The following is a 19851-nucleotide window of genomic DNA, read 5'->3' as shown; positions in this document are numbered from 1 at the left end:
ATCATCGACAAGCCGTGCCCGGCACGACCGCCCCACGAGGTCGTCGAACGGTGCACCGGAGCAGACGTCCCGGTGCGACCGGGCCGAACGGCGCGGTCCTTCGACCGGGCCACCGAGAAGGGGGAACCACCGTGACGCTCGCGCGTTTTTTGAAGGCCCTGCGCCGCCTGTGGCCGATCGTGCTGATCACCACGGGACTGGGGCTGGCGCTGGGCTTCGGCTCGGCCATGATCATGCCGAAGTCCTACGAGGCGCAGTCCACGATCTTCGTCAACGTGTCCGACTCGGAGACCGTCCAGGACCTGCAGATGGGTGAGCAGTTCGCCCAGGCACGTGCCGCGTCCTACGCGGCCATCGGAACCTCCTCGCGTGTCCTCGGGCCGCTGGCCGAAGAGCTGGGCGGCGATGTGACCGCCTCCTCGTTGGGCTCGCAGGTGACCGTGACCAACTCCCCCAACACCGCCGTGATCACCGTGACCGCCACGGACGGGCACCCGGAGCGGGCCGCCGAGATCGCCAACGGTGCCGCCCAGTCGCTCGTGGACACCTCGGCCGAACTCGAAGGGGCCGAGGACGCCGATTCCTCCCCCGTCAAGCTGAACCTCATGGAGGAGGCCGCCGTCCCGAGCTCGCCGTCGGCCCCCTCGACGTCCATGAACATGCTGGTGGGCGCCGTCGTCGGGCTGCTGATCGGGCTGCTGGTCGTCCTGGCCCGCGCCGGGACCACCCGCCGCGCCGACGCCTGATCGGAGATCCCGGTGAGCAACGACGCCCGTACCCGCGTGCTCGTGGTCTGCCCGACCGAATACGGCGGGCAGATCGAACACGCCGCTGACACCGCCATGGCGCTGGCCGTCGACCCGCGAGTCGAGAGCGTGGTCCTGCTGTCACGCCCCGGGGCCGACGCCTACCTGGGCCGCCCCACCGTGGAGGGCCTCACCGTCGTGGAGACAGTGCCCCCGCGCCGTACAGGTGGCTTCGGCCCGTTGCGTCAGGGACTGCAGGTCCTGGACCTGATCCGGGAGCACGCCCAAATCCGCCGCCTGAGCCGACTCGCCGGCCCGGGAACCGTGTTGGCACTGGACTCGAGCAAGTACCCCTGGCCGGGTCTGCTGACCGCGCGCCGCGACCAGCGGACCGCGCTGTTCCTGCACAACGTCAAACCTCACCATGACGAGAACGCGGCATCCCTGCGGGAACGCGTCCTGCGCTACCTCGAACTCGGGGCGGCACGCGGGGTGGATCGCGTGATCGTCCACGGCGAGGACCAGAAGCGCACCGCGCGCGCCACGGTCCCCGGTGATCTGGTGGCTGTGACCCTGCCCACCTCCACCCGGATCGACCAGGCAGCCACGGCCGAGTCCGTACCGGTAGACGTTCCCGGGGAGACCGGTACGGACAGCACCGCGGCAGCGCGCACCGGGCGGGGTCTCACATCGGCCACCGCCGAGCCCTACGCTCTGGTGTTGGGTGAACTGCGGGCCAACAAGGGCGTGGAGCTGGCCATCGATGCCGCCGGTCAGGCAGGTGTGCCCCTCCTGGTCGCGGGTCGGCCCGAGAGCGCTGAGCTTGGCCAGCTCCTGCACGACCGTGCCCGCGCCGCCGGAGGTGTGGAGATCCTGGACCGGTTCCTGGAACGGTCCGAGTTCACGCAACTGCTGGAAGGGGCCGCCGTCGTCGTGCTGCCCTACACCCACTTCGACGCGCAGTCGGGCATCCTCGCCAAGGCCGTCGCGGCCGGTCTGCCGATCGTCGCCTCCGACCTGCCCTCCCTGAAGGAACAGGCGGGCTCTCACGAACCCGCGCTCTTCGCCGATGTCCGGGACACCGCGGCCTTCGCGGCCGCGCTGCGCCAGGGGTTCGACGACGCCGTGGCCCGCGGCACCCGGGCGGCCGCCGTGACGCAGGCGGAGCACGCCGACTGGGCACCGACGGTCGACGCAGTTCTGGGTACGGTTCCAACCGCGCGCGGCACAGGCCGCACGACCGGAAGCGGACGCTGACGTGAACGCAGCCACCTCACCCACGCCGTGGGGAAGCAGCGGGGAGAGCAGCCTGGAGCGTACCCCGACGTCACGCCGTGAGGCCCGTGCGCAGGAAGAACTCCATCAGTCGGCCACCGGCTCGGCCGGTGAGTCGGGTGATGCCTCCCTGCCGGAGGCTGGGACCCTGTTCGACCGGGCGCTCTCCGCGCTGCTCATCCTGCTGTCCGCCTTCCCGTTCGCGGCCATCCCGTTGGGCGGCAACACCAACGTCCCGATGTCCTCCCTGGTGGCCGGAATCCTTGTGCTGCGCGCGGCACGTCACGTTCCGCTGCTGGTCGTGGCGGCGCTGTTCGCCGCCGTCCCGTTCTTCTCCGCGTTCATCCGGATGTTCTACGATCCCACTCCGCTGGAGATCGTCCCCGTCATCACCTGGGTCGCGGCCACACTGGCCCTGCCGGGCGCGGCAGCCGCGGTCATCTTCCTGCGTCACCGCACGATCGCCTGGCTGTCCTGGACCCTGATCGGCTCAGCGGGCTACGCGGTGGTCCAGAAGCACATCTTCATCGAGCTGCTGAACCGGGTTCCCTTCGCTCCGTTGTACGAGATGCCCGGTTACGCGAACCTCCTGCCGTTCGAAGAAACTTTCCTGACCTACGTCCGCAGGCCGTTCGGGTTCTTCCCGGAGACCTCCTTCATGGTCGGCACCGTGACCCTCATGGCCATGGTCCTGATCGTCCTCCTGCGCCACTACGGATACGCGCCGGGAGTCCGGGACTGGGTGGCTGTCGGCCTGGCCGTGTGGGCCACCGCCATCAGTGGGTCGGGTTCGGCGGTGTTCGTGCTCGCCGCCGTGGTCCTGACCCTGCTGCTGCCTGTCGCGCTGCGCCGGGCCTGGATCGGTGTCCTGGGTGTTCCCGCCGCCGCCGTCGGCGCGTACGTGGTGGCCCGCAGCGTCCTGGAGGAACGTGCGAGCTCGTTCAACTGGTCCTGGGCCGACCGTGGTTCATCGATCCAGGCCGTGTTCAAACACCTCTTCGAGACCCCCGGGGCCTTCTGGGGCGGTATGGGACGCGGCCGGGTCAACGAGGAGTTCCTGGCTGGCCACATGCCCACGCAGACGTTCACGTACTACAACGAGATCAAGGACATCTTCTCCGTCACCGGCCGCCTGGTGGCCGAGAACGGCTTCCTGGTCGGTGGCGCGGCGTTCCTCTTCCTGGCCTTGCTCCTCCTGCGCTCGGGGGGGCGCATCCCGGTCTTCTACGGGATCATGCACGTCTTCGTGTGGGGCGTGATCTCGGGCGGGACGATCACCTACGACAACGCCTTCTGGCTCTGGGGCGGCGCCGGTGTGTGCCTGGGCCTGGAACTGACCCGCAAGTGGCCGGAGAAGCCCGTCCCCGATCACCGTCGCATCCCCACCGTGGAAGAGGTCGAGGCGCACCTGGACCGTGAGCTCGACGAACTCAACCGGGACGGAGCGGACCGCAGGGGCGGGCGCGGCAACCGCCCGGACGACCATGAAGGGATCGAGGAGCAGCATGCGCATTCTGCACGTGGTCAATGACGCCGACACCGGCGGTGCCCAGACACTGATCGAAGCGCTGGCCCACCGCCGCGGACACGACGACGAGGTCCGCATCCTGGTCCTGCTGGGACGCGGCGGGCTCAGTGACCGGTTGGAGGCCGCAGCCACCTCGGTGGACTACGTGGGGATGAGCCGCAAGGAGGTCCTCCCCCTGCGCGCCGTCGCCCACCTGCTGCGTCTGGTGCGCAAGCACAGGATCGACGTCGTGCACTCCCATCTGCACCAGTCGGACCTGGTCAACGCGATCACCCCGCACGGTCGGCCGCGGATCTCCACCCAGCACGCGAGCGAGGACGCGTCCTCCTCCAAGGTGGCCCACGCCGCCTGGCGGGCAGCGGGAATGGCGTCGTTCCGGATGGACGAGATGGTGGCCTGCTCCCCCTCCGCCCGCAACATCACGGCGGAGTTCGGCTACACCTTCCCGCCCGAACGCATGCCGGTGATCTTCAACGGCACCACGGTGACCGATGCGCCGTCGCCCAACCCCGGTGGACAGCAGCTGCTGCACCTGGCCCGCTTCGCCCCGCCCAAGGACCACCGCAACCTGCTCGAGGCCATGGCCCGGGTCCACGAAAAGCACCCCGAGGCCCGCTTGTTGTGCGCGGGCAACGGGGTGGACGAGTCCAATGCCGAGCTGGTCGCGTGGCGCAAAGACCTGGGGCTGGAGGGCGTCGTGGAGTTCGCCGGAACCGTCACGGACGTCCGCAGGCGCCTCCGGACGTCGGCCGCCCTGGTGTTCGCCAGCTACAACGAAGCCCTGCCCATGGCCGGGCTGGAAGCGATCAGCGAAGGCCTGCCCGTGATCACCACCCGGGCCGGTGACGCCGCGTTCATGACGGTTGACGAGCACCTGGCCGTCGCCCCGCGCGACCCCGATGCACTGGCCGGAGCGATCGACTGGTTCCTCACCCGGACCCCGGAACAGGTGGACGCCCTCCGGCAGTCGTCGTGGGAACTGTCGCGGCGGGACTTCGACATCGACCGCGCGGCCCAGCGCTACATCACGATCTACCGGGATCTCGTCAGCTCCTGACGGGGTGCCTCACCCGCAGCGGCCCCTGACCGGTCTGACCGGTCAGGAGCCGCTGCACATGACCCGTCAGTCGCCCGTCGCCTCGCGTTTGCCCATAAGCGCTTCGGAGTTCTCCTCGCTCATCTCGGCCACCACCGCACCGTCGGCGCGCACCAACTTGAGCATCCGCAACGCCATGACGGCCAGGCCCGCGCCAACCACCGCGATGGTCGGCCAAGCGGGCAGGAAGTGCGCCAGGATCAGCGCAACGCCGCCGAACGCGACGGCACCGGCCACCATCCCCGTCCAACGCATCAGGTCGGCTTTGACGATCCCGTAGGAGACGTCCTTCTCCGCCAGGTACATCTGCAGGCCGGAGAGCAGGAAGCTCGGGAGGACCGTGGCCAGGGCGACCAGCGTGATGCTGTCCGTGTGCGTGGCCGCCCACACCGAGGGCAGGGTCAGCACCAGCACCGCCAGGCTGAGCATCGAGGCCCGCATGGGTGACCCGCGCAGGTTCATCACCAGGTTCGCGGGTTGGGTGATGGCCTCCCCCATGATCCCGAAGGTCAGCATGGCCAGACCTGTGGCGGCGAACGCGAAGTCGTCGCCCATCCAGGCGGTCATCAATTCGGTGGGAATCACCGCCAAGGCCGTCCCCATGAGCACTCCGATGCCGAAGGTCAGCGTCAGGCAGTTCTTGAGGATCCGGGCGGCCTTGTCCGCGGTGGCGATCCGCAGCGGGTAGCCGTAGGGCAGCGCGATCCAGGACACCACCAGTCGACAGGACTGGTAGACCCTCATCAAGGCACCGAAGGCCGTGGTCGCGTGGAGGCCGAGCGTGGGGCCCACCAGGAACAGTGGCAGCTGGTAGATGCCCAACTGGGACAGCGCACCGATGGACATGACGGAGGAGACTTTGATCAGCGGCTTACCGTGCTCGGACCACAGTCCCTTGGCGAAGACCGGCGAGTGGAACCGACGCCCCACCGCGATCAAGCACACGAGCGGCGGGAGCATGAGGGACAGGCACTCCACGATCACGATGCCGAGCAGCCCCGTGTCCGTGACCATGACGATCCCGTAACCGGCGGCGCGCCCGAGGATGGCCACGACGGCGGCCTTGCGTTCGATGTCCGGGCGGTTGAGGCCCCACAGCACCGAGTTCATGCCACGCCCGATCAGGGAGATGAACAGGGTCAGTCCGGCCAGCACGGTCATCGGCCAAAGGATTGAACGGTCCTGCTCCGGAATCGTGACCGTCTGGAGGTAGAACGGGAACACGGCGACGTAGACCGCCGTCAGCACCGTGGCAAGGATCAGAAAGACCAGGAAGGCGGCGGTGACGAACATGCGCCGTTCCCGCTGGTAGGACGGGTCGTCGGGGATGCCCGTCAAGGTGCGGACAATCCCCGCTCCCAGACCGAAGTCCGTCATGGTGAGCATCTGGATCGCGCCGATGGCCAGGACCCACAGCCCATAGGAACTGGCGCCCACGATGGTGACGGCCAGCGGGTAGAGCAACAGCAGGCCGAAGATCGAGGTGAACCCGGAGAGGTAGTTCCACAGGATGTTCTGACCCAGGCGGGAGGCACTGGTGTCGGCGCCCGTCGTGTGCTCTTCCTGGTCCGGTTTCCCCACGTGATGTCCTGTCTGTCTCGGCGCCGGATCCTCGGCGCCCGCTTGTGCATTTGCCCCCACTCGTTGCTTCGAGACAGGCGGCTCCGTCCCACGGCCCGATCCGGGCCGGACGTCTTCCCCCGAAGGACGCCCCGACCCCGCCGTGTTCACGCGTCAGTCAGGTGTTCGGACAAGGAGCTCGTGGAGGATGGTACGCACGGCATCCCTTGCAACGGCACTCAGCAGCCCGTGGTCAAGTTCGGGGACAGACCGTAGGACGACGCCGGATGCGCGAGATTCCAGGGGTCCGGCGGCCTGCGGGGTGAGCAGGATCTCAGGGACCGTAACGCCGTCGCGCCCGCCGCGTTCCGTGATGCGACCCTTCATCCGGCTCAGGGCCCAGGGGCCGTGCAACTGTTCGAAGCGCTGCAGGTCCTCCCGGCCGAGGATGAGGTCCACGGCGGGTGGCATGGCGGGGTCTGCCAGGACGACGGACGGCGCATCGACGATGCCGGTGCGGCCGATGGCGTGCCACAGCCAGGCCGGGGCGTTCGCCTCCACCCGCGCCTTGGACACCGACAGGAAACGACGAGCGGACTTCTTGGCCCTGCTGAGCGTGGAGTCCGACGGGACCACGTCCGGGACCAGACCGGCGGGGGCACCGTCCCAGGTCGCGATCTCCCGGTACACCCGCTGGTAGAAGGCCGTGCCGGTTCGCCAGGCGATGTTGTTGAAAGCGATGACCCGGGACAGGTTCCCCCCGGTCCCCGTCCGCAGGAGCAGCCAGGCCCCGACGCACAGCCCCACACCCGTGACGGGCAGCCCCGTCCGTCCCGCGAGCCAGTGGGCGTCGTCGGCGACGGCATCGATCGCTGCGTCCTCGTAGGGCACGGGCGGGTCGTCGTCCAGCGGGTCCGTGGACACTCCGCACCTCGGCCGGTCCGACCGCAGTACCGTGAGTCCGTGGGCCGCGAGGTCTCGCGCACAGGTGGTCCACAGGCCTGTGGGACCGTCGGCGGGTTCCGCCGCTGCGGACACCATCAAGACGGCGGTCTCCGCGGGCAACGGGGTCGCATCCGCGGGTTCAGTGAGGATCCCCGGGTGCCCGGCGGTGGTGCGCACCAGGGTCTCCGTGATGTCGACGCCTTGATGGGTGCTACGGACGACGCTCACGGGTTCCAGGTCCAACCCTCTCGCGCCGTCGTCGCCGTTCGCGCCGTCCGACCCGTGCGGATCGTCCGAGCCGCTCGAACGGGGTGCGACGGACGTGGCCAGTTCGTCGGCGATGGCCTTGACGGTGGTCCGGGGCACCCGGGCGAACTCGCTCGAGACCTGGTACAGCAGCTCGGCCGATTCGGGATCGGATTCCACGTGGATGCGCCAACCGGTCGGAAGGGAGGCCCGCGCGGGGTCCGCCAGACGTTTGAGGGACGCGGCCTGGGCGGGTGAGTACAGCTCGCCGGCGGTCTCCGTTCCACGATCCGCCTCGACCGTCTCCCGGTCCAGGCTCATCCGCCGGAGCGCGGCGGCCCTGCGCAGGTATGCGCGACCGCCCACTGGCTCCCACAGGATCACCCGCTGCGGGCGCACGGCCGACGGGGCTTCGCGGACGAGGGCGGTGGACAGCGCAGCGGCACCCATTCGCAGACCCACCGCCGTGAGGGGCAGGCCGGGACTCCGTGCGGCGAGTTCTGCCAACCCGGCCTGCACGTCCGCCGCCCACGCCGCCGCCAAGTCCTCCGGGGCCGCGGAGGAATCTCCCGTGCCTCGCAGGGCGATACGCAGCACCAGAGCACCGCGCATCGCCAGCTCATGACTCAGCGCCACGACGGCGCGCAGGCTCACCACGTGCTCCCGTCCGACGGGGTGAACGAGCAGCACCGCGAAACGGGCCCCTCCCCGCCCCGTGACCCCGTGCGGCCCCGCGAAATCGGATTCGGAGCCGGACACGGTCATCTGGGCGGTCGTAGGGGCTTCGAGAACCCCGTGGAGCACGGGGCCCGTTGCGACGTCGCGACCTTCCACGGTCTGCGCGTCCCGTCGCGTCGTGGTCGGGGCGAGACCCTCCCCAGTGTCGCGTTGGGCTGCGGTCTCCGGCACCCGGACCCAGGTCGGAATCGGACCGCTGGTCCTGTTCTCCGTCGTGGACGACATCGTCCGTTCCCCCTTCACGTCACGTCCCGATCATGACCCGGCCGCGGACGGGCGTTTGGGGGCCTCCCGAGTGACCAGTTGCTGCCGAAGTGTGTCCAGCACCGTGCGGCACCCGGTGGCCGTGATCACGGAGTGGTCCAAGCGGTCTGAGGCAATCGCCGTGATGTCCCGGCCCGCTGCGGCCAGCCGCTCGACGGCCCGGTCGGCACGGGTCTCCACCCACCTCGGCAGATCGTCCGGGCCGTTGAGAACCACCACCCGCGCGTGCCTGGTCATGGGTTCCAACACGCGTTCCGGGGTCTCCATGACACCGAGCCGGCCGGCCACCCGCCACAGGACGTAAGGCATTCGGGTCCGCACGGCCACGACGGCCGCTTCCCGGGCCCGTCGTTTGAGTTCGCGCACCCCACCCACCCGGAACACCTCGCGGGCCCATGCCGCTCGATCCAGCAGACCCACGAGCCCGGGTCGGAACGTGGGGTCGGGCAGACGCAGGGCGGGTTCGCTGCGGGCCGCGCGGTTCGACCTCGCGGGGGCGTCTCGCGAGGCGTCCGCGTTGTAGAACTCGCGGGCCTCGGCCCAGAGTTGTTGGTCCATCTTCCACTCGGAGTGACCCACGAGCACGATGGTTTCCGCGTCCACCGCCGCGCCGTCGTGCAACTCCCCCAGGCAGGCCGCCCAGGCTGACGCGCACAGCAGGGCGGCGCTGACGCGTCCGCAGCCGTTGGCCCGCAACCAGTCCAGGGACTCCCGGAAACTGAGGGCACTGCGCAACGTGTAGCTGTTGGTGGCCCGTAGCGCGTCCACCGGGGTCGAGTCCCCCACCAGCGGGCGGTCCACGCGTAGGGTCACGATCCCGTCGGCGGCCAGTTCCCGGGCGATCATGGGCCACTCGCCGCTGCCCACGCGGCCGTCGGGCCCGCCCCCGGATACCAGTACCCCGTGCGCTCCGTGGAACTTCCCCGGAGCACCCTCCTGGTCGCGCCAGGTCACCACGCCGATCCGACGCTCGGGGCCGATCTCCACGATCCGTTCGTTGAGTCGGTTGCCCGCGGAGTCCGTCCAGGTGTTCTCGCGGACCGTGGCAAGACGCGCGGCCACGGGTTGCGGATCGCCGCCTGGCAGGGCATCGATGACCGTTCGGAAGACGTCGTCGTGCAGGCGCAGGTCGAAGGGCTCGACTGCGTACATCGCCTTGGCGCGGCGCCGGTCCGCCTCCTTGACCTCCACCACCGGGGTGGATCCGTTGTCGTCGCCGGGACGGGGCGCAGGCAGGGCCGAGAACTGATCGGTCTGTTCCTGCGTGAGGGCCATGCCGAGCAGGTCGATCAGTCCCTCGGACGCCGGAACGTGTCCCGCGACGGTGCCGCGCAACCGGGACCACTGACGAACGAAGGCCTGTCCGGACAGCGGTTCCCAAGACACCACGGTGCGGAACCGCTCGGCCACGGAACCGACGACGGCGGCCCCGGTCCGGTAACCGATGGCGTCCACGGGAAGGTCATCGGCACCGAGCAGGCCCTGGGTCGCTTCCACCACGGCGGCGAGGTCCTGCTGCCAGGCGACCACGGCGTCGTCGGTGGCGGAGAGCAACTGGGAGTCCTTGCTGCCGCGCCACCCGAAGCGCACGGCCGTATACCCCTGCCTGGCCAGAAGGATGCACAGGCGCCGTACCGTCAGTTCGGACAGCATCAGCTCCCGACCCGCGGGGGGTGCCACCACCACGATGCCGCGGCTGGTGGCGTCTTCAGGGGTGTGGATCCAGGCCAGGACCGCCGAGGCATCGGCTCCGATCCAGGTCGGTTCGCCCTCAATCATTCCCGTCTCTCCTTGAAAAGTACGCCGAAGCGGGCCAGTGCTGCACCGGTCGGACGGTGAGGATCCGTCGTCCGCCCGGTGCCATGTCCATGAAGTCGTCGTCCGGGACCAACCCCGGCCCCGGATCGACGGCGACTGCGGCAGCCGCCCGTCCCGCCGTCAGTTCCACGGTAGTGGGCCCGATCGAGTCGTGAACGCCGTCCGTGTGTGCCGCGTCGACGGTTCGCCGTTCCAGCCCCTGACCTTCCCGGAGGTCGGCGAGCGCGTGCCGGTGACCGCCCCCGAGAAGACGTACCGCCCGCAGCGATTCGACGACCTGCGGCTGGGCCTTCGATGAATCGTCCGGGACCAGCTCGACCTCCAGGGCTTCCCACTGCCGGTCGCCGAACCCCCAGGCGTGGTCGAGGTCCAGGAATCCGCCGAGGAGCTTTTCGACGGGGTACACCAACTCCCCCGGACCCGTCAGTTCAACGGACAATTCCGCTTGTGGACCCGGGTTTTGATGCACTGTCCATGTTCTCACATACAGCCTGCCCGTGAGGACGACCGGTTGGTCGTGGTGCACGTGAACGTGCAATCCGGACAGACCGTCGTCGATTAGTGTCACGGCGGTCTCCGCACAGGCCCTGCGCATGGCGTACCACGTGGCCTTGGGTCGGCCCGTGGAGTCCAGCAGACCCCATCCGGCTCCCGGAGTGAGGTCCCTGGAGGCCAACACGATGACCCCGTCGCACCCGGAGTCCCCGCGGCGCAGGTCGGTCAGCGTGTGTTCGACCGCTTGGGCTACCGCGGCACGTTCCGCGTGCAGTTGGGTATCCCGGGACAGAGCGGACCACACGCCGTCGGAATTGCCGGTGTCCGACAGCCTGACCGGCGGGGTGGAGGACTCGGCACCGGCTGCCCCGGTGTCAGCCTCCATCCCGGGTTCGATCCACCGGCGGGCGTAGTGGACGCTCGTGTCCTCGAAGTCCCATGCGGCGCCGGGGTCCCGAGCGGCCGCGGACCGCCAGTCCGCCGCAACCGAGTCGTCAGAGTCGGCCGTCCCGGTGCCGAAGAACCGTGTGATCTCCGAAGGCGCCGGGGGCACCCCGAAGGCCAAGGCTTCCGCCGCGAAGCGCACGCCACAGGTCCGGACGTCGCTCAGAGGCCTGCGGTAGGCCCCCACCCCGAACCAGTGCGAGATTCCGCGGTCCGGCCGAATCGGCGGCTCACCGCCACACGGTGTGCTGCTCACGTGGACCACCTGCGGTGCAAGCTCCGCCGTCAATCGAGGGATCAGGTCATCGATCACCGGAATCGGGAGCTGGGAGAGGTCGCGTCCCCACAGGACGGGTTGTTGGAGGACCTCGTTGCCGCCGGAGAACACGGCCACGCACGGGTGCGCCCCGAGTCGCGGCAGCCAGGTGCGCAGCTCGTCTTCGACCAACGCCAACCAGGACGGTTCGGAGGGTGGATCCAGGGTGGCCAGCATCGCATCGTGCCAGACCAGGAGTCCGTGGCGGTCGCAGGCACGGTAGAAGGCCTCGGCCTCCCATGCGTGGGTGCCGGAGATGCGCAGGAGGTTTGCGCCCGCAGCTCGCATGGCGCGCACGGTCCGGTCGATCTCGGCGGGGTCGTCCCCGAGGGTCAGGGCGTCGACGGGCGTCCAGACCGCTCCGCGAACGAAGACACGGGTCCCGTTGACCTCCAGGGTGAAACCGCCGTGGTCCGTGCGCGCCCGGATCTGGCGGAAGCCCACCCGTCGGCGTTCCACGAGTTGTCCGCCGGCCTGAACCTCGAGGTCGTGCAGGGTGGGGGTTCCGTGGGTCGCTGGCCACCACAGTGCGGGGCCCCGGACCTCCAGGGCCACTCGGTGCTGCCCGGCCGCGAGCGTGGCCGTGTGCTCCGCCCCCGCACACCGCACGGTGAGTGTCGTGGCCCGGTCGGCGGTGAGGTCGACGTGCACCGTGGCCGGGCCGCCGTCGGTTTCGCTCAGCTCAGTTCGGACCGCGGTCACGGACACCCCGTGGTGGGGCACAGCGCGCAGGGAGGATTCTCCCCACGGGCCCACGACGACGGCTGTCCCGGCCCACGGGATACGCCCGATCAGCGGCGTCCGACGCCAGCGGAGGGAGGAGTCTGAGACCAGGGTCGAGCGCCATCGGGGGCGCGGCTTTCGAGGCACGGGGACCAGTTCGAGCGCGCGGCACACGATGGCCAGTTCGTGCTCACCGGGTCGCGCGGTCAGATTGGCCACGATGTCGTCCAGGCCCGAGACCGATGCCGCCACGCGGCGGCCGTCCCAGAAGACCTCGCTCACGGTGGCCACGCCCCGCAGTTCCAACCGGTAGGCCCGTTGGCCCGGTGACTCCTGTGGGTCCTGCGAGTCCTGCGGATCCAGTGGGTCCTGTGGGTCCTGTGGGTCCTGTGGAAGGTTCACGGTGGTCGTCCACCACCAGTCGTGCGCATCCGCCTGGAACGTGGCGGACGGGAGCTCAGCGTCCCGCCAGGCACCGGCCGCGGTTCCGGGCACGGTCGCCGCCAGAACATGATCCGCGGCGGCGGCCACCCGGTCGGCGAGCCTCCCGTGCTCCCCTTCCACGGCGTCGTCGTCCGATTCGGGGGCGGCAGAAAGCGCAACGGAGTCACCCCGGACCTGGGAGGCGGGCGGTTGCGCGGGCGCGGACCGCGTGTCCCAGTTCAGGTCCCCTCGCCAGGAAACCGCCCCGGGGGCAGTCCGGTACAGGTACCAACCGTCCCGCGGCAGGTGATCACGAATGTGGTCGGTACCCGTGAGCATGTCAGCCGGCCCAGCGGCGCAACGTGGCCGCTGCGTCGTCCCACTGATCGGTGATCGTGGTCATGGTGGATTCCAGCGACTTGGACGTACGTCCGCGGGCCACGCGAGCCAGCTGGAACTGGAGGGCCTTGGCCTCCCTGCTGACGGTCTCCCAGGAATCTGCGGCCGACTGCAGTTCGGGCACCTGGCTGAATCGCACGGCGGCGGCGGCCAGGAGGGCCACCACGCCCAGTTGGCGGGTGGTTTCGAAGCACAGGGCGTGATATCCGTCCATGCCCGCGCCCTGGAGCCAGTCGAAGCGGGAGCGCAGGACGTCCATGAGCGCCAGAGCCGGGTTGTGGTCCGGGGCGCGGCCTGCGTGGTGGGCCAGCAGTCGCATGGTGTCCTCGCGCGCACGCGAGTCGTCCGCCGGGACCAAGCGGTCCAGCCGCACGAGTTCGACGTAGGGCGCGGGCACGATCCCCTCGCTGCGGCGCTCCCCCAAGACGAAGTCGAAGTCCTCACCCCGGAGTTCGTGCAGTCCCTCGTTGTGCAGGTAGACCAGGTGCTGCGCCGTCACGTCCAGGTGCAGCGGGACGATCGAGGTCTTGGTGTGCTCCAGCCCGTAGGACACCCCGCGGGTGTCGGGAAGCCAGTGAGCGTCCGCCTCCACGATCATGAGGTTCCCGGCCTGCATCTGGGTGCGAACGTGATCGACCAGGGTGGTCCACACGTCGTACTCCCCGACCCGGATGCCGTGAACCTCCTCCAGGTCCCGGTGGTCGGTCTTGAGGAACTCGAACTGTTCGACCTGGGTGTCCGCCGCAACCGCCGCCGCGAACAGCGGTTCGGGGCGGCGCCCCAGACCGTGCAGCAGCTCGATCCACACGTCCAGGTAGCAGTTGGTGTTGGACCACACGGACTCGTCCCCGTGGAGGGTATGCCGCGAGAAGCCCTCCGGCGTGAGTCCGGGGGCGGACACCGTGACCGGGGCCGTTGCCCCGGTCCCGTCGACGGCGCGGGCGGGGCCCGCCGTCGATCCCGTGTCCGTGCCCGTCACGCCTGTTCCAATCCCAGCAGGTCGCGAGTCCGCGCGGGCCAGGTGGTCAGGTCCGTGCCGTGCCTGCGGGCCAGGGCCAGGGCGATCCGCTCGAGGCCGAACCCGAAGCAGGCGGAGTGGGCGACGGCGCCGTCGTCCGTGGCCAACCCGAACTCCGCACCGAAGTGCTCCTCGTGGCAGTTGCCGGAAGCGATCGCGGTGTCCCGCCCCGCGTAGACCTGGGTGGTGATCTCGAACTTGAGTTCCGCCGCCCGTTGGCCCTTGGCCAGCATGACCCCGGCTCGGCCGAAGAAGGGATCGTTGGCCCCTTCCACGCTCACGGTCAGGCCGAGGTCACGCAGCAGCTGCGAGCCCAGCTCGAGCATGGCGCCCCGATGGGCCAGAGCCTGCTCCGGGGTTCCGAGGAGGACGAACTCGAGCATGCGGAAGCTCACCAGCCGCATCGGGTCCGGCGAGGGTTCGTTGCGGAAGCAATCGCCCGTGAGCGCCCAGACGGTGCCGTCGACAACCGCCCGGGTCTCCGGCTGCCCCCCACCGTCGCCGTTGGGCTCACCGTGCGCGGGAGCGGTGTTCCCGGTCATCGACAGCCACGCATAGAGCGGGTGGCAGGCCGCGGGTACCAGCGCGTAGTCGCTGGTGTGGAGGTGCCCGTCCCAGGGCAGCCCCGCTTCCCGGTCCGCCAGGAGTCTCCGGTGGGCCTTCGTGTCACCGGTGAAGACGTCGATCGTGCCGAGCAGCTGGGGGAAGCTGGCCACGTAGTCGGTGCGTTCCAGCATCGAGCGCCCGTTGACCGGTGGGAATCGCACCGCGCGGACGGCCCCCGGACGGTCCAGGTGCTCCTCGACCCGTTGCCGGGCCAGGACTTCCAGGCCCCGGATCACGGCTTCCATGGCCACCCCCGTGCCGGTCACGCCCGGTCCGAGCGTGGGCAGCAGCCACTGCGCCTCGAGCAGTTCACGCTCGAAGGCAACCTCGGCTTCGGCCGTCGGGTCGGCTTCGGTCTGGTCGGTCGGGTTCGGTTCGGTCGGGGTCGAGTCGGTGGGTTCGGTCGGCGTCATCGTCTGCCCCTCGAGACCATTTGGAGGGTCGCGGTGTTGTGGAGGATGCGGTCATTGTTGACCTGAAGGGACGGGCCCATCGCGTCGCGCAACGGCCGGGCCAGGGACAGGGGGCCCACGTTGGAGTAGGAGGCGATGCCCACGATGACCATGGCGTCCGCCACGATCTTGCGCACCAGTTCCGAGGTGGACACCTTGAGGGTGTTCATGGCGATCGCGAAGGACATGGAGGACAGTTCCTCCGGGTCCTCGGCGTGGTCGTCGAAGCGCTGCACGTTGGTGCGCACGACGTCCGTCATCCGCTGCAGGTCGATCTCGAGTTCGGCCAGGCGCAGCCCACCGGGCGGCAGCTGCCCCGGGGTGGCGCGGGCCTTCTTCTGCACGAACTTGCGCGCAACGTCTCCGGCGTTGGAAGCCAGTCCGAGCCACGAGGAGGCCCAAAGCGTATGGGAACCGGGCAGCATGGTGCGAGCGGAGATCGTGGCGAAATCCACCGGGAGTACGTACTCGGCCGGGACGGTGGCGGCCAGTTCAAAGCCCTCGGACATCGTGCCGCGCAGACCCAGCGCATCCCATTCGGAGGTCCGGTCCAGCTCCAGATTGGCCTTGGGCACGGCCACGAGCGACTGCTCGGAGGACGGTGCCTCCGGCGTGGACCGGGCGGTCACGAACACGGCGTCGGCGTACCGGGCGTAGGAGATCACCGGTGCAGACTTACGGACGGACACGGTGCCGTCGCCGTTGTCCACCACCGCACAGGAGGAGGTTCGGGTGTCCCCACCGATGTTCTTCTCGGTGGTGGAGGACGCGATCAGCCACTGCTCGGTGACCACCCGCTGCGTGAGCTCGGTCAGCGGTGAGTCCTGGCTCAGGTCCACGTGCCGGGTGAGGCAGAGCTCCTGGCTGAAGTGCATGGCCACGATCGCCGCGGTCGAGGCGCACACGCGTCCGAGTTCCTCGACCAGTTCGCAGATCTCACCAATCGAACGACCGGCGCCACCGTTGGCGGACGGGACCGCAGCACCGAAGATTCGCTGGGCGCGGCACTCACCGATGGCTTCGTGCGGAAACCGGCCCTCGGCGTCCACGGCAGCCGCGAACTGCGCGGCCACGGCAACCACGGAGGCGATGCGCTCCGACCAGTCGGCCGCGGTGTCCTCGGCCAGTTCACGGACGATGGTGGTGCCTGACGGAACCTCGTGTTCGTCGATCACCTTGGCGGACGTGCCCAGTTCGCTGCGCACGCTCATCACTGCTCGTCCTGCAGTTGCGCGACGGCGGCGGCGATGGAGTTCAGGGACTCGAAGGTCTCCTTGGTCAACATCTCCTCGGGGAACTCGATGTCAAACGCGTCCTCGACCCCCAACATGACGTTGACGGAGGCGTGCGAGGTCATGCCCGCCCCGTACAGGCTGTCGGTTTCTGCCAGCGTTGCGGCGTCGGTGCTCAGGTGCGCGTGCTGCGCCACGACCTGGCGAACGGTCTCCACGGCGTCGTTCACGGCGTCGGTCTGTTCCTGACTCATGTGTGTTTCCCCCAACCTCGGCGCATCGGCCGTTGTGCGTTCCGGTACCCCGCCCGGCATGTCTGCCACGGCCGTCCGACCTCCCCCGAGGTCGGTTGTCCGGTGGCTCTCGACGGCGGTGCAGTCACCACGTCGAGTCTCCATCATGGCCTGAATCGATGATTTCGCACCAGCCAGCGCGAGCACGGTTGCGATTGCCGTGTCACATGTGTCACCTGGGTCGGCCTCGACCAGCCAGTGCGTGATCCCGGCGGTCCGTGCATAGCTACGGGCGGCTCCGGTCAGGTGGACCTGCCACACCTGCGCTGCCGGCTCGGGGCCGGCGGGTTCAGCCGACCGCGCACCGAGCACGGAGATCTCGCGCCAGGGCAGCGGCTGATCGGACCGGACCTGCAGTGCCTTGGCCACCGATTCCTTCACGGCGAACCGCAGCGCCATGAGTGGCACGTCGGCGGAGGCGCTACGGCGTTCGAGCGGGGAGAACACGGTTCGCAGATACCGGTCGCCGTGGCGCGACCATGCCGCCCGCACCGGCTGGTGCGCCTGCAGATCACATCCGATCCCCGCGACGGTCATGATTGCGCCGGTGCCACGATCAGGTCGATCCCCAGGGCCCCGGTGGGCAGCAGCTCGATCCCGTAGGCCTCCGCCAGGCGTTCGCGCTGCATGGAGCGCGTGTTCTCCCACAGGGCTGCATGCTGCTCGGCCACCACGGTCGAGCGGGCCTGTGGATCCTTGAGTCGCCCCCAGTGCTGCACGATCTCCGCGGGTTCCTGGAGCACTAACGGCATGCCGATGTCGTCGAACGCGCGAATTCCGCGCACAGCCATCGGCCGGTCCAACCGGGCTGCCTCCAGCACGGTGATGGGGAACCCTTCCCAGCGCGCCGTGTGCACGTACAGGTCCGCCTGGGCCAGATGCTCCAGTACGGTGCCCGGATCCACCCAGCCGGTCACTTCGATGTCCTGCGCTTCCAAGGAGGCCTGGAGGGCGTCGTCGCCGCCACCGACCCACAGTGCACGCACTGACTCTCCCGAGGCACGAAGGGCGGCGATGAGCTGCGCGAACCACTCGGGGTCCTTCTGCATGGTCAACCGCCCCGACCCCACGACCAACGGCCCGCGGGGATCCGTCCATTCCTGGATCGGAGCGCCGGTGATCTCACGCTGCGGATCGGGCGCCACGTTGGGCACGTAGACAGTCTTGAGCTTGCTCCCCCACTTACGGGCTTCCTGGTTCTCCGCGCGCGAGCACCCGGCCAGCACGTCCGTACGGCGGCTCAGCGCGCGCTCGACGCTGCGGTAGGTGCGACGTTCGGCCGCGGATTTGTCCTCCCGGTCGAAGGCCCAGGCGTGGGGGGTGTAGACGCAACGGACGCCGTCGATGCCGACCAGCGCGGTCCGCGCCCACACTCCCGCATAGCTGCTGTGGGCGTGGACGACGTCGGGGCGGAGCTGCGCCAGGGTGGCGCGCACGAACTTGGTGGCTCCCATGTGGCCGCCGTCGATCCGGTGGATCGAGGCGAACTCGTCGATCCACTCCGGTTCCAGCGTGTCCGCCTCCGGACGCAACCGGCACACCAGGTGGTGTTCACACTCGGGCAGCGCACGTACGTAGTCCCGCACGGCGGCCGCGACGCCGCCACCGAAGGCCTCGACGACGTGCAGGACACGGCGTCGATGACCACCCCGCCCGGCCTCCGGGCCGCCCGGGGTGGAGTGCTGCGCGCCGGATCGGGTGCGGTCGATCGCCCCCGATACACGATTGGGCAAAGCCATGTAGGTGTCCCCTGTGGTTTCTCTCTGAGTGGCGCTCACGCATCCCCGTGCCCTGCGCACCCGCGTCATGTTCCGGCCGATGATCCACCCGCTGCCGAGGGTCGCGACACCAATCCGTGTCCGGCCCCCGGCAAGTGTATGTATTTGCGAACCTGCCCATTATGCGCCCATGACCCCACTTGAACCCACACCGCGAAAAGACGCGCGCCTGGGGCGTGAACCTCGCCACAGGCGCGGCTACGGAGCAATGGGGGGGTCGCCATGCCGTTTAGGACCGTGGCTTCCCTCCACCCCTGTGGAGGTGACCGACCGGTTGAGCCCCGGGTGCATCACCTCAGAGGGGGGGTCGGCGAGGCGCAGCCGTCCAGCTGCGTCATGAGTCGCGATGGACACGCTCGGCGCGGACTATGAGGTCGGCCTGCAACGGCAGGCGACCCAATGAGACGAGCTGCCATGGCCACGACTTGTGGCGCCAGTTCCAGGCCATCTGAACGTTCCCGGGGAAGACGCCGAGGTACAGCACCGTCGCGGCTCGGCCTGCGGCACGGCGGGCCTGGGGTACCAGCAGGCCGCCGGTGATCACGAGTTCGGCGACCCCGCTGGCGAGCGTCCAGAAGCGCGGCGAACCGGGCAGGGCGCGCGGAATTAGGGAGTCGAATGGCTTGGGCTTGAGGAAGTGCAGGACGCCGAGGCTGCCGGTCAGGCCAGCCAGCAATTTCGCATCGCGGCGAGCTCGTTTGGTCTTGTCATGCATCACTTGGCCTCCGTGGGTTGCGTCCCGCCATCCTCGCATCAGTTTCGTTCCTTCATCCCCCACCAGGTGACCACAACGTCATGACCCGCAACAACTACGATGGTCGAGCCGGTGATCGGACCCGGCGCCAACCCCGACCCCCTTATCCAAGGAGGAACCCATGGCTGTTTCCGCGCAACAAACCGTCAATGCACCGGTCGACAAGGTGGTGGCCACTTTCCTCGACGAATCCTTCAACCGGCACGTCGCCGAACGCGGTGGTGCCACGCTGGCTTCCCAGACCGTGGACGGGGACCCGTCCGGTCCGTTCACCGTGACCACGGTCCGCAAGATGGGTTCCGAGAAGCTGCCCGACATCGCAAAGAAGGTCATCAAGGACGGCCTGACCATCACCCAGGTGGATTCGTGGGACGCCCCGGAGGCGGACGGGTCACGCAGCATCCGCACGGAGATCACGGTGGGCGGCATGCCGGCCTCCGGCCAGGGCAGTCAGCGTCTGACCGCCTCCGGTGACAAGACCGACGTTGCCGTGGAAATGACCCTGACCACCAAGATCCCGATCCTGGGCGCCAAGATCTCCGCCGCCGCCGAACCGTACGTGGGCAAGGCGCTGTCCCTGCAGGCCCGCGAAGCCAACGCTTGGATCGCCTCGCACTGATTCCGCACGAACGAGAGCCCAGGTAACCACCGATGCCCCCGCCTGGACCGGCCGGGAAGTTTGCCGTCACCCGGCCGGTTCCA

At 69.3% G+C, this 19851-nt stretch carries 15 protein-coding genes; 5 read left to right on the top strand and 10 right to left on the bottom strand.

Features of this window, described 5'->3' with window-relative positions; all coding sequences use genetic code 11:
- Positions 1-131 precede the first annotated feature (131 nt).
- From EDL96_RS06955 to EDL96_RS06940, 4 genes are read left to right on the top strand one after another with little or no spacing between them, the layout of a single operon-like run.
- Complete coding sequence (locus tag EDL96_RS06955; RefSeq protein WP_158609533.1) at positions 132-746, top strand: YveK family protein; 615 nt, start codon at positions 132-134, stop codon at positions 744-746.
- A gap of 12 nt (positions 747-758) precedes the next feature.
- On the top strand, positions 759-2003 hold the full coding sequence (locus tag EDL96_RS06950; RefSeq protein ID WP_233568741.1) for a glycosyltransferase family 4 protein: 1245 nt from the start codon (positions 759-761) through the stop codon (positions 2001-2003).
- Position 2004: 1 nt separating this feature from the next.
- Positions 2005-3552 carry a hypothetical protein gene (locus EDL96_RS06945; protein ID WP_123825069.1) on the top strand — a complete coding sequence of 516 codons (1548 nt, stop codon included), beginning with the start codon at positions 2005-2007 and terminating at the stop codon, positions 3550-3552.
- The gene (locus EDL96_RS06940; protein ID WP_123825068.1) at positions 3527-4606 is read left to right on the top strand and encodes a glycosyltransferase; all 1080 of its coding nucleotides are present in this window, start codon (positions 3527-3529) and stop codon (positions 4604-4606) included. The genes EDL96_RS06945 and EDL96_RS06940 overlap by 26 nt, the downstream gene beginning before the upstream one ends.
- A 66-nt stretch (positions 4607-4672) precedes the next feature.
- Here EDL96_RS06940 and EDL96_RS06935 read toward each other — a convergent pair whose 3' ends face one another.
- From EDL96_RS06935 to EDL96_RS06890, 10 genes are all read right to left on the bottom strand, one after another.
- Entirely contained in the window at positions 4673-6226 is a 1554-nt protein-coding gene (locus tag EDL96_RS06935) for a lipopolysaccharide biosynthesis protein (RefSeq protein WP_123825067.1), read from the bottom strand.
- A 153-nt stretch (positions 6227-6379) separates the two neighbouring features.
- Entirely contained in the window at positions 6380-8359 is a 1980-nt protein-coding gene (locus EDL96_RS06930) for an alpha/beta hydrolase family protein (RefSeq protein WP_123825066.1), read from the bottom strand.
- Positions 8360-8389: 30 nt separating this feature from the next.
- Positions 8390-10177 carry an alpha/beta hydrolase family protein gene (locus EDL96_RS06925; protein WP_123825065.1) on the bottom strand — a complete coding sequence of 596 codons (1788 nt, stop codon included), beginning with the start codon at positions 10175-10177 and terminating at the stop codon, positions 8390-8392.
- Positions 10170-12956 carry a glycoside hydrolase family 2 protein gene (locus EDL96_RS06920; RefSeq protein ID WP_267900144.1) on the bottom strand — a complete coding sequence of 929 codons (2787 nt, stop codon included), beginning with the start codon at positions 12954-12956 and terminating at the stop codon, positions 10170-10172. The genes EDL96_RS06925 and EDL96_RS06920 overlap by 8 nt, the downstream gene beginning before the upstream one ends.
- A gap of 1 nt (position 12957) precedes the next feature.
- Positions 12958-13995, bottom strand: coding sequence for a DUF1839 family protein (locus EDL96_RS06915; RefSeq protein ID WP_158609526.1), 1038 nt, complete (start codon positions 13993-13995; stop codon positions 12958-12960).
- Entirely contained in the window at positions 13992-15053 is a 1062-nt protein-coding gene (locus EDL96_RS06910) for a class-II aminoacyl-tRNA synthetase family protein (protein WP_123825062.1), read from the bottom strand. The genes EDL96_RS06915 and EDL96_RS06910 overlap by 4 nt, the downstream gene beginning before the upstream one ends.
- Positions 15050-16303, bottom strand: a complete 1254-nt coding sequence (locus tag EDL96_RS06905) for an acyl-CoA dehydrogenase family protein (RefSeq protein WP_123825061.1) — start codon at positions 16301-16303, stop codon at positions 15050-15052. Before EDL96_RS06905 ends, EDL96_RS06910 begins: the two co-directional genes overlap by 4 nt.
- Positions 16303-17154 carry an acyl carrier protein gene (locus EDL96_RS06900; protein WP_123825060.1) on the bottom strand — a complete coding sequence of 284 codons (852 nt, stop codon included), beginning with the start codon at positions 17152-17154 and terminating at the stop codon, positions 16303-16305. Before EDL96_RS06900 ends, EDL96_RS06905 begins: the two co-directional genes overlap by 1 nt.
- Positions 17151-18356, bottom strand: a complete 1206-nt coding sequence (locus EDL96_RS06895) for a glycosyltransferase (RefSeq protein ID WP_123825059.1) — start codon at positions 18354-18356, stop codon at positions 17151-17153. Before EDL96_RS06895 ends, EDL96_RS06900 begins: the two co-directional genes overlap by 4 nt.
- Before the next feature lie 373 nt (positions 18357-18729).
- Complete coding sequence (locus tag EDL96_RS06890; protein ID WP_123825058.1) at positions 18730-19110, bottom strand: DoxX family protein; 381 nt, start codon at positions 19108-19110, stop codon at positions 18730-18732.
- A gap of 160 nt (positions 19111-19270) precedes the next feature.
- Between EDL96_RS06890 and EDL96_RS06885 the strand changes: the two genes are divergently transcribed.
- Positions 19271-19768 carry a DUF2505 domain-containing protein gene (locus EDL96_RS06885; RefSeq protein ID WP_123825057.1) on the top strand — a complete coding sequence of 166 codons (498 nt, stop codon included), beginning with the start codon at positions 19271-19273 and terminating at the stop codon, positions 19766-19768.
- Positions 19769-19851: the final 83 nt, after the last annotated feature.

It is taken from the genome of Kocuria soli (assembly GCF_003797835.1).
GTDB classification, from domain to species: Bacteria; Actinomycetota; Actinomycetes; order Actinomycetales; family Micrococcaceae; genus Kocuria; species Kocuria soli.
The sequence above is the reverse complement of the archived record's forward strand: the minus strand, read 5'-3'. Positions and strand labels throughout refer to the sequence as shown.

Bases quoted from the DNA above. Each gene is read 5' to 3' on its own strand.
- EDL96_RS06940 (WP_123825068.1), top strand. From the start codon at position 3,527: ATGCGCATTCTGCACGTGGTCAATGACGCCGACACCGGCGGTGCCCAG.
- EDL96_RS06930 (WP_123825066.1), bottom strand. From the start codon at position 8,359: ATGTCGTCCACGACGGAGAACAGGACCAGCGGTCCGATTCCGACCTGG.
- EDL96_RS06925 (WP_123825065.1), bottom strand. From the start codon at position 10,177: ATGATTGAGGGCGAACCGACCTGGATCGGAGCCGATGCCTCGGCGGTC.
- EDL96_RS06920 (WP_267900144.1), bottom strand. From the start codon at position 12,956: ATGCTCACGGGTACCGACCACATTCGTGATCACCTGCCGCGGGACGGT.
- EDL96_RS06910 (WP_123825062.1), bottom strand. From the start codon at position 15,053: ATGACGCCGACCGAACCCACCGACTCGACCCCGACCGAACCGAACCCG.
- EDL96_RS06905 (WP_123825061.1), bottom strand. From the start codon at position 16,303: ATGAGCGTGCGCAGCGAACTGGGCACGTCCGCCAAGGTGATCGACGAA.
- EDL96_RS06900 (WP_123825060.1), bottom strand. From the start codon at position 17,154: ATGACCGTCGCGGGGATCGGATGTGATCTGCAGGCGCACCAGCCGGTG.
- EDL96_RS06895 (WP_123825059.1), bottom strand. From the start codon at position 18,356: ATGGCTTTGCCCAATCGTGTATCGGGGGCGATCGACCGCACCCGATCC.
- EDL96_RS06890 (WP_123825058.1), bottom strand. From the start codon at position 19,110: ATGCATGACAAGACCAAACGAGCTCGCCGCGATGCGAAATTGCTGGCT.
- EDL96_RS06885 (WP_123825057.1), top strand. From the start codon at position 19,271: ATGGCTGTTTCCGCGCAACAAACCGTCAATGCACCGGTCGACAAGGTG.